The organism is Streptomyces sp. NPDC048275, assembly GCF_040652275.1.
Lineage (GTDB): Bacteria > Actinomycetota > Actinomycetes > Streptomycetales > Streptomycetaceae > Streptomyces.
The window spans coordinates 19,210-31,934 of record NZ_JBEZLR010000002.1 but is presented as its reverse complement, the minus strand read 5'-3'; the positions used below and the strand labels follow the sequence as shown (position 1 = coordinate 31,934).

The 12,725-nt window shown below is 69.5% G+C and carries 13 protein-coding genes; 7 read left to right on the top strand and 6 right to left on the bottom strand.

The window, feature by feature from the left end:
- The first annotated feature begins 334 nt into the window (after window positions 1-334).
- Window positions 335-892 carry a DUF1062 domain-containing protein gene (locus AB0D57_RS01465; RefSeq protein ID WP_362065744.1) on the top strand — a complete coding sequence of 186 codons (558 nt, stop codon included), beginning with the start codon at window positions 335-337 and terminating at the stop codon, window positions 890-892.
- Between the two features lie 128 nt (window positions 893-1,020).
- Here the strand turns inward: AB0D57_RS01465 and AB0D57_RS01460 are convergent, their stop codons facing one another.
- Genes AB0D57_RS01460 through AB0D57_RS01445 form a run of 4 tightly spaced genes read right to left on the bottom strand, consistent with a single transcriptional unit; the run spans window position 1,021 to window position 5,013 of the window.
- Window positions 1,021-1,836, bottom strand: coding sequence for an ABC transporter permease (locus tag AB0D57_RS01460; protein WP_362065742.1), 816 nt, complete (start codon window positions 1,834-1,836; stop codon window positions 1,021-1,023).
- A gap of 10 nt (window positions 1,837-1,846) precedes the next feature.
- The gene (locus AB0D57_RS01455; RefSeq protein ID WP_362065740.1) at window positions 1,847-2,737 is read right to left on the bottom strand and encodes an ABC transporter permease; all 891 of its coding nucleotides are present in this window, start codon (window positions 2,735-2,737) and stop codon (window positions 1,847-1,849) included.
- Between the two features lie 3 nt (window positions 2,738-2,740).
- Window positions 2,741-3,937: an ABC transporter substrate-binding protein gene (locus AB0D57_RS01450; protein ID WP_362065738.1), complete on the bottom strand. Its 1,197-nt coding sequence runs from the start codon at window positions 3,935-3,937 to the stop codon at window positions 2,741-2,743.
- Between the two features lie 38 nt (window positions 3,938-3,975).
- On the bottom strand, window positions 3,976-5,013 hold the full coding sequence (locus tag AB0D57_RS01445; RefSeq protein WP_362065736.1) for an ABC transporter ATP-binding protein: 1,038 nt from the start codon (window positions 5,011-5,013) through the stop codon (window positions 3,976-3,978).
- Between the two features lie 107 nt (window positions 5,014-5,120).
- Here AB0D57_RS01445 and AB0D57_RS01440 point away from each other — a divergent pair, with 107 nt between their 5' ends.
- Window positions 5,121-5,945 carry a GntR family transcriptional regulator gene (locus AB0D57_RS01440; protein ID WP_362065734.1) on the top strand — a complete coding sequence of 275 codons (825 nt, stop codon included), beginning with the start codon at window positions 5,121-5,123 and terminating at the stop codon, window positions 5,943-5,945.
- Entirely contained in the window at window positions 5,902-6,690 is a 789-nt protein-coding gene (locus AB0D57_RS01435) for a cache domain-containing protein (RefSeq protein ID WP_362065731.1), read from the top strand. Before AB0D57_RS01440 ends, AB0D57_RS01435 begins: the two co-directional genes overlap by 44 nt.
- A 64-nt stretch (window positions 6,691-6,754) precedes the next feature.
- On the opposite strand, the gene AB0D57_RS01430 is transcribed toward AB0D57_RS01435, so the two are convergent.
- Window positions 6,755-7,411 carry a hypothetical protein gene (locus AB0D57_RS01430; protein ID WP_362065729.1) on the bottom strand — a complete coding sequence of 219 codons (657 nt, stop codon included), beginning with the start codon at window positions 7,409-7,411 and terminating at the stop codon, window positions 6,755-6,757.
- Between the two features lie 218 nt (window positions 7,412-7,629).
- On the opposite strand from AB0D57_RS01430, the gene AB0D57_RS01425 reads away from it, so the two are divergent.
- From AB0D57_RS01425 to AB0D57_RS01410, 4 genes are read left to right on the top strand one after another with little or no spacing between them, the layout of a single operon-like run.
- Window positions 7,630-8,289, top strand: coding sequence for a helix-turn-helix transcriptional regulator (locus AB0D57_RS01425; protein ID WP_362065727.1), 660 nt, complete (start codon window positions 7,630-7,632; stop codon window positions 8,287-8,289).
- A gap of 32 nt (window positions 8,290-8,321) precedes the next feature.
- Entirely contained in the window at window positions 8,322-8,852 is a 531-nt protein-coding gene (locus AB0D57_RS01420) for a toxin-antitoxin system, toxin component (protein WP_362066159.1), read from the top strand.
- A 14-nt stretch (window positions 8,853-8,866) separates the two neighbouring features.
- Window positions 8,867-10,081, top strand: a complete 1,215-nt coding sequence (locus AB0D57_RS01415; RefSeq protein ID WP_362065725.1) for an MAB_1171c family putative transporter — start codon at window positions 8,867-8,869, stop codon at window positions 10,079-10,081.
- On the top strand, window positions 10,065-11,525 hold the full coding sequence (locus AB0D57_RS01410) for an FAD-dependent monooxygenase (protein WP_362065723.1): 1,461 nt from the start codon (window positions 10,065-10,067) through the stop codon (window positions 11,523-11,525). The genes AB0D57_RS01415 and AB0D57_RS01410 overlap by 17 nt, the downstream gene beginning before the upstream one ends.
- A 142-nt stretch (window positions 11,526-11,667) precedes the next feature.
- On the opposite strand, the gene AB0D57_RS01405 is transcribed toward AB0D57_RS01410, so the two are convergent.
- Window positions 11,668-12,711 carry an alpha/beta hydrolase gene (locus AB0D57_RS01405; protein WP_362065721.1) on the bottom strand — a complete coding sequence of 348 codons (1,044 nt, stop codon included), beginning with the start codon at window positions 12,709-12,711 and terminating at the stop codon, window positions 11,668-11,670.
- Window positions 12,712-12,725 lie beyond the last annotated feature (14 nt).

The following is a 12,725-nucleotide window of genomic DNA, read 5'->3' as shown; positions in this document are numbered from 1 at the left end:
ACAGGTGCTTCAAGGCATCGTCCCCCTGTCCGGCGGATCATGCGACTGGTTCGGTCCGGGGTCGTTGCCTACGTCTTCCACGGCACCGTCGCGGCCGCGATCCGGCTCTGGCTTCATCCATGATCCGCCGGATGGAACCTGGCGGTGAGGCGCTCGAAAACCAGTGGATCAGCGCCGCTGTGCGCCATTACCGTGCTGCCGAACCAAGTCGTCTGGGCAAGGACGTGCCGTTGTACACCGTGTGAGACCTCCCGAGTGCTGATTCGTCGCGCGTCGCGCATGTGCGCCGCGCTGCTTTTTGCTGCGGACTTCTCACTGAAACCGGTGTACTTCTGTGCTCGAAAACTGGGTGGTCGTGCCCACCTGCCTGCCGCTCGTTCGCCGCCGTTGCCACGCGTGCGCCTCCGAACGCTTCCGGACAAGCGGCAAATTTCGCGTCAACGCGAACCACAAACTCATCGACGCCTGGCTCCTCGCGCTCTGCACCGCTTGCGGGAAAACCACAAAGCTCACAGTCCTGGAGCGGATGAATGTGCGCTCCGTACGACCTGAGCTGCTGGACCGGCTACATGACAACGACCCCGGCCTGGCAGCCGAGTTGCTCCAGGATCCGGTCGTGCAGCGCCGTAATCGCATCGCCCTCGACTGGGACAACGCCTGGCGCCTCGACACCGGCGGATCGGATCACCTGGACCGCGAGGTGAGCGAGGTGATAGATGTATCGGTCCGCTTTGCGGCGCGGATCCCTGTCCGGCCGGTGCGACTGATCGCTGAAGAGTGCGGTCTTTCGCGGGCCGAGGTCGAGAGACTGATCACGGAGGGGAAACTCGTTTCGGCAGTCCGGCTGAGCGGCAAGCTCTCCGGCGACTTCACCTTCACGCTCAAGCGCTGAGTCCTCCTCGGGACCACGGGCCTGTCCGGCAAGATCCGCCGGACAGGAGAACCTGTCGGCCGCCCTGCCGCGCTCGGCAAGCGAAGTGGAGTCGTGGATAAGGGAGTTCGTCGGGTAGCGCCCCGTTGTCAGACCCTGCTCCCGGCCGTCGTGCCCACCGACAGCCGCTGGGCCACGTAGATCGGAATCACCGAGAGCAGGACGAGCACCGCCGCCACGACGTTCACGACCGGTGCCTGCTGGGGCCGCGTCATGTTGTTGAAGATCCAGATCGGCAGGGTCTCGATGCCGGGTCCGGCCGTGAACGTCGTCACCACGATCTCGTCGAAGGAGAGAGCGAAGGCGAGCAGTCCGCCCGCGAGGAGTGCCGAGCGGATCAGCGGGAAGGTGATGTCGACGAAGGCCCGGAAGGTGTCGGCGCCCAGGTCCATGGCCGCTTCCTCGTACGAGCCGGAGGTACGGCGCAGTCTCGCGACGACGTTGTTGAAGACGACGACGATGCAGAAGGTGGCATGGCCGACGACCACGGTGAACATGCCGAGGCCGACGCCGAGCGGCTCGAGTACCGTGCTGAACGCCGAGTTGAGCGCGATGCCGGTGACGATGCCGGGCAGCGCGATCGGCAGGACGACCACGAAGGAGATGGCGTCGCGGCCGAAGAAGCGGTGCCGGGCCACCGCGAACGCGATCAGCGTGCCGAGGACCAGGGCGATGACGGTGGCGCCGAGGCCTGCCTTGACGGAGACCCAGAGCGCCTCGCGGGCACCCGTGTTCTCCCAGGCGACCGACCACCAGTGGAAGGTGAGGCCGGGCGGCGGCCAGCTCGCGCTGCGGTCCGGGTTGAAGGAGTTGACCAGGACGAGCGCGAGCGGGACGTAGATGACCGCGAAGCCGAGCCCGGCGGCGACACGCAGCGCGATGCGCGCGGAACGGGACAGTTGCACAGCGGGCTCCTCAGAGACTGCTCAGGGCGCCGGTGCGGCGCATCGCGAGCAGGTAGAGCACGATGACCACGACGGGAACGGTGCCGAGCGCGGCGGCCATGGGCAGGTTCAGTTCGATGTTGGAGTAGACGAGGTTGCCGATGAGCTGGGTCTTGCCGCCGACGATCTGCACGGTGATGTAGTCGCCGAGGCTGAGCGAGAAGGTGAAGACCGAGCCCGCCGCCACGGACGGCAGGACCATCGGCAGCACGACCTCGCGGAACGTGCGACCGGCACGCGCGCCCAAGTCCGCCGACGCGTCAAGGAGGTTGGCGGGCAGCTGCTCGAGTGCCGTGTGGATCGGCAGGATCATGTACGGCAGCCAGAGGTACGTCAGCGCGATGACCGTCGCGCTCAGTCCGTACCCGGGTCCGCTCAGCCCGAAGGGCTTCAGCATCCAGTCGGCGAGTCCTCCCTGAGAGAGGATCAGCCGCCAGGCATACACCTTGACGAGGTAACTCGCCCACAGCGGCGTGAGGATGGCCACCACGAGCAGCGGGCGCCACTTCGGCTTGGCGATCCGGGCGGTGAAGAAGGCGACCGGGAAGGCGATCACCACGCACAGGGCGGTGACCGCGAGCGCGACGCCGACGCTACGCAGGATCACCTGCCGGAAGACGGGTGTGGTGAACAGCGCCTCGAAGTTGTCGGTCGACCAGACCTTCACGACCTCGGAGGTGAAGGAGTCCGTCGTCCAGAACGCCGAGATGAACAGCACGGCCAGTGAGCCGAGGTAGAGCACCGCCAGCCAGAGCAGCGGTGCGGTCAGCAGCAGGGACAGCCTGAGCCGGGGGCGGCGGTGCAGGGTCCCGGCGAGCCGCCGGACAGGGGACCGTCCGGCGGCCTGCGCGGAAGAGGTCATCGATCAGCCCTTGATCTCGGTCCAGGCCTGGACCCACTTGGCGTAGGGCACACACTTCGCGTCGGTGCGTCCGTCGAGGCACTGCTCGATGGGCGTGTTCCAGAACGCGATGTTCTTCCAGTAGCTCTCGTCGGTGGCGTGGAAGGTGTCGCAGAAGGACGCGTCGCTGGTCTCGTCGCACGCCTCGGCGTTGGCCGGGGCCTCACCGAAGTACTCGGCGACCTGGGCGTTCACCTTCGGCGAGATGATCCAGTCCATCCACTTGTAGGCGCAGTTGGGGTGCTCGGCCTTCGCGGAGAGCATCCAGGTGTCGGACCAGCCGGTGGAGCCCTCCTTCGGCACGACCGCCTTCACCTTGGCACCCTCCCCCTCGGCGAGGTTGGCGATGACCTGCCAGGTGGTGCCGACCACGGAGTCACCGCTCTTGAAGGCGGAGATCTCCTTGAGGTAGTCGCTCCAGTACTCGCCGACGTTGGCGTTCTGCTTCTTGAGCAGGTCGACGGCCGCGTCGAACTGATCCTGGTCGAGCGCGTAGGGGTCCTCGATCTTCAACTCCGGCTTGGTCGCCTTGAGGTACAGAGCGGCGTCGGCGATGTAGATCGGGGAGTCGTACGCCGTGACGTGGCCCTTGTACGGGGAGGCGTCGTCGAAGACCACGGACCAGGAGGCCGGGGCGGGCGAGACCTTCTCGGTGTTGTACATCAGCAGGTTGGCGCCGCGCCCGTGCGGAATGCCGTACGCCGTGCCGTCGACGGAGTTCCATGCCTTCTGCTTCAGACCGCTGAAGACATCCTTGTAGTTGGGCACGAGGTCGGTGTTGACGGGGGCCGCGTCGCCGGAGGCTATGAGGCGCAGGGACGCGTCACCGGAGGCGGAGACGGCGTCGTACTGCCCGGTCTTCATCAGCTTGACCATCTCGTCGGAGCTGGCCGCGGTCTTCGTGTTGACCTGACAACCAGTCTGCTTCTCGAAGTCGCTGACCCAGTCGACCTCGGGGTCGTTGGAGCCGTCCTCGACATAGCCGGCCCAGGCGATGAGGTTGACCTCGCCCTCGGTCTTGCCGAGCTTGGACTGCGCCTTGAGGTCAGGAGGATTGAGGCCGGTGGACGAGGACGATGCGGAGTCGGACGATCCGCAGGCGGTGGCCGCGAGGAGCGCCGCGACGGCGGCCGCGGCTTGGAGGGTTCGGTTGAGGCGCACGGGTGTCTCCATACGTGAGGGGCCTGGCGTGGTGGGGATCAGCGGGCGTCCGGGACCTTGAAGCTGTGGCGGCGGTGCCACTGGAGCCGGACGCGGGTGCCGCGGTAGGCGGCGACGTCCTCGGAGGAGGTCTCCAGGTTCTGCTGGAGCGCGGTCAGGCGTCCTCCCGCGTCGAGGTCCACGAGGAAACGGGTGGCGTCGCCCAGATAGACGACCTCGACGACGGTGCCCGTGGCGGTGGAGTGCTCCGGCTCGTCCGCGATGGCGGATTCCTTCAGGACCCGGATCTTCTCGGGCCTGATGCTGTAGGTGCCCGGGGCGCCGACGACCTGCTGGGCGGACGCTCCTTCGAGCAGGTTCGAGGTGCCGACGAAGCCCGCGACGAACGGCGTGGCGGGCCGTTCGTAGATCTCGGCCGGGGTGCCGACCTGCTCTATGCGGCCCTGGTTGAAGACGGCGATGCGGTCGCTCATCGTCAGGGCCTCCTCCTGGTCGTGGGTGACGAAGACGAAGGTGATGCCGACCTCGCGCTGGATCGCCTTGAGTTCGACCTGCATCTGCTCGCGCAGTTTGAGGTCGAGCGCGCCGAGCGGCTCGTCCAGCAGGAGCACGCGGGGGCGCCCGACGAGGGCGCGGGCGAGCGCGACACGCTGGCGCTGGCCGCCGGAGAGCCGGCTCGGGCGCCGCCTGCCGAAGTCTTCGAGGCGTACGTCTGCGAGCGCCTTGCGGGCCCGTACGAGCCGCTCGGCCTTCGGCACCTTGCGGACCTTGAGGCCGTACGCGACGTTCTGCTCCACGGTCATGTGCGGGAACAACGCGTAGTCCTGGAAGACGGTGTGCACGTCCCGCTCGAACGGGGCGAGCCCCGTGACCTCCCGCCCGGCCAGTTCGATGCTGCCCGAGGTCGGGCTCTCGAAGCCGGCGATCATCCGCAGGACCGTGGTCTTGCCGGAGCCGGACGGGCCGAGCATCGAGAAGAACTCTCCGTCGGCGATGTCCAGATCGACTCCGGCCACGGCGGTCGTGTCACCGAACGCCTTCCGCAGTCCCTGGAGCCGGACCGCACTTCCCTCCATGGTCGGGAACCTTTCTGGTGCGCTCGAACGTTGGAGTGAAAGATATGAAGTCATAGTTCAAAGCTCAAGACCCCCTTAAAGTAAAGGTTGAGTCAACGGACAAGGCGGTGACCGTGAAGCAACACAGCGGCGAAGGCGTCCGGCGAGCCGTTTTCACCCCGGTGGACAACCGCGCCCGGGTCGAGACGGTCGTGAGCAGGCTCGGTGACGCCATCGAGCTCGGCCTGCTCGCCGACGGGGAGCAACTGCCCGGCGAGAGCGAGCTGGCCGGACAGCTCGGCGTCTCCACCGTGACCCTCCGTGAAGCTCTGATGGCGCTGCGGCAGCAGGGTCTTGTCATCACCCGCAGGGGGCGCGGCGGCGGCAGCTTCGTATCGCTCCCCGAGGGGCCCGGCGAGGACCGGCTCAGGGCGCGGCTGGCCGCCTGGAGCACCGACGAGCTGCGCGACCTGGGCGACCACTGGGCTGCCGTGTCGGGCGCGGCAGCCCGGCTCGCAGCTCAGCGCACGGAGCCGGGCGACCTTCATCAACTGCGGCGCACGCTCGACGAGTTGGCCTCCGCCGAGGAGGCCGCCGCGCGCAGCCGCGTCTACGGCCGGTTTCATGTCGAGCTGGCCGCCGCGGCACAGTCCGCCCGGCTGACCCGCGAACAGGTCGCCCTCCAGACGGAGGTGGGGGCGTTGTTGTGTCTCGTGCTCGGGAACGACGAATATCGTGAAGAGGTCTCGGACCGTCACCGCTCCGTAATCTCGGCGGTGCAGGATGGGGCCCACGAATCGGCCAGAGCGCTGGCCGAGCAGTGCGTGCAGGACTCGACGGCGCGGCTCATCGCCCTGCGCCTGGCGATGCCGCGCACCGCGTCCGGTTTCCGTCCGCTGGAGGGCACCCATGAGCAGGAGCCCCGCCCCGGCCGGCGCCTCGGCGACGCTTGACGCGACACCGGAGGCGGCTGTGGCCGCGCAGGTCCGTTCCACCGTGGAAGCCGTTTTCGAGGCCGTCGCCGCCACCCGGGCCGATACGGCGACCCTGCTCACCAGGGTCGCCGCGCAGAGCCGTCGTCCCGCGAGCGCGGACCTGGCCGCGCTGCGCCCCGGGCTTCACCTCCGGCTCGCCCGGCAGGAGTTGGTGTCGGGCGTCGGGTTCGTCGCGGCGCCCGGGCTGCTGAGTGATGTACCGGCGTGGCTGGAGTGGTGGCAGCAGGTCGCCGGCGGAGACGTACGACCACTGCTGCTGGACCTCGACCCGGAGCACTCGGCGTACTCCGACTACACGCACTGGGACTGGTTCACCCTCCCCCGCGACACCGGGCAACGCGCGGTCGCCGGGCCTTATGTGGACTACCTCTGCTCCGACGAATACAGCCTGACGCTGTCCGCGCCCGTGCAGGTGGAGGGCAACTTCGTGGGTGTCGCCGCGGCGGACGTATATCTGCGGCATTTCGAGTCGGCGGTGATCCCGCTGCTCCAACGGCTGCCGGGGGCAGCCTACTTGGTGAACGCGCGGGGGCGGGTGGCCGCGTCCGCTCATCCCGCGCATCTGGCCGGATCACTCACCAAGGGGCCGGACTTCGGGTCCGTGCTGACGCGCGGGCGGGCCGAGAGTTTCGAGGGGATGCGGCTGGTTCCGTGCGACGGGGTTCCGCTCGTACTCGTGGTACCGCACGTATCGCACGGCTGAGCGGCGCGCATGTATCGCACGGCCGAGCGGGCTCACACCGCCATGGCGTGACCCTTCCGTGGGCTCACACCGCTCGCAGCTCCGCCGCGCCATTGCGGGTTTTGCGCGCCTTGCGCGGTCCTGTCGCCGCGTGCCGCGCCTCGCGCAGGACCAGCGTCATCCGTGTATAGCCCATGTCTTGAAGGGACTTGGGGGTCTCGCCGACGATACGGCAGTCCGTACTGCCCCAGCGCGGGTCGGGGTGCACCAGCGGCCGTACGGCGCCGTCGTGCTCGAGGGCTTCCTGGCCGACCGCGCGGATCCAGTGCGGCAGGCCGTGCCGGTAGGCGGCCTCCATGATCGGGTCCTGGGCGATGTCCCGGCGGATCGCCTGCAGTCCGCGGTCCTGGCCGTGACGCTCCACTGCGGCCGCGAAGTGGGCCAGCATCGGCAGGCACCAACTCGACTCGTGCTCGCCGAGGATCATGGACGCGTCCGGATGAAACAGGACGAACCGGAGGAAGTTGTCGCCAGGCATGGCCGTCGGATGAGGGCCGACGCCGCGGAAAAGTGTCTCGAACCCGGCGTTGGACAGTACGACGTCCCAGCGGTGGTCGAGGACGACGGAGGGGAACGGAACGGCATCGAGGAGAGCGGCGTAGTCCTGGAGATACGCCTGAGCCTCGAGACTCTCGGGGACAGGTCGCGGCCGGGACCGCTGCCTTCCTGCCTGGTACGCCATCGGGAGGTCACCCCTCTTGCCTCTGCGGCCTTCTCGCGGCGCCCCGATCCTGCTGCCCGGAGCTCAGTCGTGTCAACTATCGTGGCATTTGGCGCTCGTTGACGGCTGAATCTGGCCACAGTTGTGGCGAGACCTGGATGTGAGTTCGAGCTACCGGCTAGTCTCCGGTTTCTGACCATCATGAGAGAGACCTGTAGAGAGACGTAGGAGATCTGTCGGTGACGGAGGGCTTCGAAGTTCCGGGCGCCACGGCGACGGTTCTGCTTCCGGCCGTCGTGGTCCGGGTCACCGCACTCGCGAACCGGCTCGGCGTGCCGCACACCGAAGTCTTCGACGTTCAGCGTCTGTCCGCCGCATGCGGTGTTCCCGAACCCGTGGTGCGGGCCCTGCTCGGCGGCCGCCCCGCCGGGGAGCCCGATCTGCAGGCCAGATTCCTGCAGCGCCTGGACCTGTTGCGGCGCACCAGGCTCAAGCCCAACGGGCGCAGATACACCCAGCAGGAGATCGCCGACGGCGCGGGCATGTCACGTCAGCAGGCGGGCGCCCTGATCAACGGCGACCGGCGCCCCACCATGGAGCACTGCGACGCCATTCAGCGCTTCTTCCGGGTGCACGCGGGATTCCTCACGGCAGAGGACTCCGAGGCGCTCGTAGGTGCCCTGCAGCGCTCGGAGCAGGAGTTGCTGCAACAGCTCGCCGACCGTGAGCGCGAGGCTGCCGCCGCGGCTGCCGACGACCCGCTGGAGCGGCTGTTGCAGGACCACGGTGTCCGCGGAATCGCCTGGCGGGCCGCGCAGTTGCCCACCGACCAGCACCGCGACAAGGTCGCCGAGTGGCTGGACATGCTCTTGGAGAGCGTCAAGCGGCCCGAGTCGTGACCCGGGGGAGAACTGTGGGCATCGGAAAGGAAATGCGCCGTCTGTGCGGCGAGTTGGTCGGAGAGCTGTCGCTCCCGGCACCGGCGGAACCCGCGGACCTGTACGCCGCTCTGTGCGACGCCATGAGCAGACGCCGTGGTCGTCCCGTCCAGTTCCGTACGGCCGCCTTCCCGCCCGGGACCGCCAGCGGGCTCTGGCTCGACATGGCCGACCAGGATCTCGTCGTCATCGAGGAACGCACCGCCCCCGACCACCAGTTGGTGATCCTCGGCCACGAGCTGTGGCACATGAAGGCCGGACACTGCGGCCACCACGTCGAGGGTGCCACCGTCGCGGCCCGTTTACTCAGCGACAACGCGGACCTGCAAGCGACCGTGCTGAAGGTCGCCGCGCGCACCCGGTTCGACCTCGCGGACGAGAAGGAGGCCGAGAGCTTCGGTCTGCTGCTCGCCAGCAAGTGCCGTACATGGCTGGCCGGTTCGTCGCTGCGCGGACCCGCGCGGCGCGACGGCCTGGCCGGCCGGATCGAGGCGTCCCTGGGCTATCGCGGACCGCAGGGCTGAGGCACTTCCAGGACATGGACGGATCCAGCTACTACGTCCCGGCTGTCGCCATGGGCGTCGCCCTCGCCGTCAAGGCACCCACCCTGATCCGGGGTTGGCGCGACCCGCTGCTGCGGTCGGTCGGCGTTCTGCTCGCGATGGCCTGCCTGGTGTTCCTCTTCGCAGCCCCGCCGACGATCGCCGAGGTCAATCAGATCATCGGGATCACCAATATCTCGGCGCCACTGGTCTATTGCCTGCTGAGCGCCTTCAGCGCCTCCTGCCTGGTGCTGATCATCAACTGGCGCGGCGGACCGCCGGAGGTGACCCGCCGGCTCTCGCAGCGCTGGATCATCGGGTACGCCCTGGTGAGCGTGGCCCTGATCGTGCTGTTCCTGCTCGGGGACGCCCCCGAGGAGCGGCTGCGGGACCTCGACACCTACTACGCCAACACTCCGTTCATCCGCGAGATGATCGTGCTCTACCTCCTCGCACTGACCGTCGCGGCGGTCGCGATGAACGTCATGTGCTGGCGCTGGGCCCTCCAGGTGAGCGGCTGGCTGCGGGCGGGGCTGCTGACCATCGCGGTCGGATTCCTCTTCAACATCCCGTATGCGGCGACCAAGTTCACCGCCGTGGCGGCCCGCTGGAACGGCGTGGACCTGGACGGCCTGAGCACCGATGTGGCACCCGTGCTGGCCTCCGTCGGCGCACAGGTCAGCGCGGTCGGCTTTCTGCTCCCACTGGCCTGCCAGCGCATCCAGGACAGCTGGACCACCTGGTCGACCTACCGCCGGCTGGGGCCGCTGTGGCGCGAGCTGAGGCCGGTCTCGGTGCACGAGGACCACGCGGTGCGCATCTCCTGGTGGTCCCCCGCCGAACTCCAGGTCACCCAGCGGGAGTCCGACATCCACGACGGCATGCTCAGCCTGTACCCCTACTTCGACTCCGAGGTGCGCTCCCTCGCCTACGACGCGGCCCTGGCGGCGGGCTCCGTGCCCGCCCAGGCACAGGCCGAGGCCGACGCGGCGATGGTGACGGCGGCGGTACGGGCCAGGGCGGCCGACCCGGACGGCAGTGTCATCGGCGCGGCGGAGGCGACCGCCCCCACCACCACCTCCACCGGCGCCGAGGGGCCACGCCACCTCGTGCGGATGTCGATGGCCCTGCGTCAGTCACCCGTCGTCGCGGCCGCCCGAGGGCAGGCCCCGACCAGGTCAGAGAGCGACTTCCATGAACGAACCCGCTAGCGCCCCCCGGGGCGCGGCAGCAGCCGACCGCGGTACGGCCCCCCGTCGGGCCGTCGTCATCGGCGCGGGGCTGGCCGGCCTGCTGGCCGCCGCCGCCCTGCACCCGCACGCCGACGTCACCGTCGTCGAGCGCGATGTCCTGCCCGCCGGGCCCGAACCGCGCAAGGGCCTCCCGCAGGCCCGCCACGCCCATCTGCTGTGGTCCGGCGGCGCCCGTGCGATGGAGGACCTGCTGCCCGGCGTGACCGCGGCCTGGCTCGCCGCGGGTGCCCGCCGCATCCCGCTGCCGACCGGTCTCGTCACGCTGTCGGCGCAGGGCTGGCTGCGGCGCTGGCCCGAGATGGAGTTCATGATCTCGTGCAGCCGCGATCTGCTCGACTCGGTGCTGCGCGAGCAGGTCGCCAAGAAGGACCGGGTGACCATACTGGAGGGCACCGAGCTGCTCGGCCTGGAGGGCGACGCCTCCCGGGTGACGGGCGTGCGTGTACGGACGCCCGAGGGCGAGGAGCGCGTCCTGGACGCGGACCTGGTGGTGGACGCCTCGGGGCGCGGTTCGCGGTCCACCGCCTGGCTCGACGCGCTGGGCGTCCCGCAGCCGCCGATGGACGAGGTCGACTCCGGACTCGCCTACGCCAGCCGGATCTTCCGGGCGCCGACGGGCACCGAGGACCATCCCGTGGTCAACGTGCAGCCGGACCCCGCGCAGCCGGTGCCGGCGCAGTCCGCGACCATCGTGCCGATCGAGGGCGGACGCTGGCTGGTCACGCTGTCGGGCACGCGGGGCGGCCAGCCGACCGGCCTGGTCGAGGAGTTCGAGGCGTTCGCGCGCGGCGTCAGGCATCCCGTGGTGGGCGAGCTGATCGCACACGCGCAGCCGCTGACGGACGTCGTACTCACCCGCAGCACGATCAACCGGCGGCGCTTCTTCGAGAAGGTACGCGACTGGCCCGAGGGGTTCGTCGCGCTCGGCGACGCCGTCGCCACGTACAACCCGGTCTACGGGCACGGCATGTCGGTGGCCGCGCAGGGCGCGGTGGCGCTGCGCGAGCAGGTGCTCGAGCACGGGCTGACGGCTCCGGGGCTCGGGCGGCGGGTGCAGCGCGCGGTGGCGCTTCCCGTGACGATCGCCTGGGAGTTGGCCACGGGCACGGACATCCGCTATCCCGGGGCGATCGGCACCGAGCCAGGGGGCGCGCAGAAGCTGCTCGGCCGCTATGTGGAGCGGCTCATGCGGACCGCGGCCGGACGCCCGCTGGTCGCCCAGGCGTTCCTGAAGGTGATCACCCTCTCCGGGCCGCTCACCACGCTCGTCAAACCCGAGGTCGTCTTCGCGGTACTGCGCGGCCCCCGGCGCCCTCCCTTGACGGAGCCACCCCTCACCACCGAGGAACGGGAGACAGTACTCAACACCCGGGAGCCCTCGGGAACACAGACGCACGGCTGAACGGGAAGACGGACGTCCCACCCCTCGCACGGCTGAGCCGGACCACGAGCGCCGCGAAGCGACGCGCACACGGCTCAGCCGGAGCGGTCCTGGGCTCCCGGTGCCGGGTGCCCGGGCACGCGGTCCGGCCGTGCGGTGGGGGTCATGTCGCGCTGCGTTCGCTGGCCTCTCGGAGGTCTCGCTCCGCCGCCCGGCTCTGCGCCGTGTCAGGTTGTCCGGCCGTCGTGCCGGGGCGGCCCGCGCGCAGCAGCTCGCGCCAGTGCTCACGGCTCCAGTCGGCCGGGCTGGTGGTGCTGACGAACTCGTCAACGAGGGCGAGGAAGCGCGCCGGGTCGCTGTGGAAGGGGAAGTGACCCGCGCCCTCGAAGATCTCCAGACGGCTGCCCGGCATCGCCTGGTGCGCCCCGTACGCGTGCCGCACCGGCACCACGCTGTCGCGGTCGCCCCAGAGCAGCATCGTGGGCATGCCCTGGGTCAGATAGCAGCGGTCGAGCATGGTCACCGCCTGACCACGCCAGTCGACCACGGCCCGCAGGGTGCGGATGAACACGCTGCGGGACATCCCGTCGGGCAGCGCGTCCACGAGGTTCAGCAACTCCGGGGCGTCCTGGCCGACATCGGTGTCGAGGAGTCTCATCAGGCGGAGGAACAAGCCCAGTTGAAGGCGCATACCGGGCAGTCTCAGCGTCGAGAGCATGAGGTGGGAACCCGGCAGCGACACCGCCCGCAGTACGGGGTTGACCTCGCCGCCGACGCCGCCCGTGCTGACCAGGATCAGCCGTTCCGTGCGCTCGGGGAACTGATAGGCGAACTGCATCGCGACGCCGCCGCCGAGCGAGTGCCCGACCAGCGTGGCGGACTCGATGCCGAGCGTGGTGAGCAGATCGCGCACCCCGTTGGCGTACGCGGCCACCGAGTAGTCGGCCCGCGGCTTGTCCGACGCTCCGTGACCGAGCAGGTCCGGTGCGATCACCGTATGCGAGCGGGCCAGGTCGGGGATCAGCTCGGCCCAGGTCGCCGAGGAGTCGCCGATGCCGTGGATCAGGACGAGCGCGGGGCCCTCGCCGGCCATGCGGAAGGCGCGGCGGTAACCGTGCACGACACGGTGGTGCAGGCGCACTTCTCCGTCGCCCACCGAGCGCAGCCGCAGGTTTCGCCGCGGACGTCGAGGCGGTACGTCGACCACGGGCTCACCTCCTG

What these genes read in the sequence shown, in the direction of transcription:
- AB0D57_RS01455 (WP_362065740.1), bottom strand. Translation starts at nt 2,737, where the DNA reads ATGACCTCTTCCGCGCAGGCCGCCGGACGGTCCCCTGTCCGGCGGCTC.
- AB0D57_RS01445 (WP_362065736.1), bottom strand. Translation starts at nt 5,013, where the DNA reads ATGGAGGGAAGTGCGGTCCGGCTCCAGGGACTGCGGAAGGCGTTCGGT.
- AB0D57_RS01435 (WP_362065731.1), top strand. Translation starts at nt 5,902, where the DNA reads ATGAGCAGGAGCCCCGCCCCGGCCGGCGCCTCGGCGACGCTTGACGCG.
- AB0D57_RS01430 (WP_362065729.1), bottom strand. Translation starts at nt 7,411, where the DNA reads ATGGCGTACCAGGCAGGAAGGCAGCGGTCCCGGCCGCGACCTGTCCCC.
- AB0D57_RS01420 (WP_362066159.1), top strand. Translation starts at nt 8,322, where the DNA reads ATGCGCCGTCTGTGCGGCGAGTTGGTCGGAGAGCTGTCGCTCCCGGCA.
- AB0D57_RS01415 (WP_362065725.1), top strand. Translation starts at nt 8,867, where the DNA reads ATGGACGGATCCAGCTACTACGTCCCGGCTGTCGCCATGGGCGTCGCC.
- AB0D57_RS01410 (WP_362065723.1), top strand. Translation starts at nt 10,065, where the DNA reads ATGAACGAACCCGCTAGCGCCCCCCGGGGCGCGGCAGCAGCCGACCGC.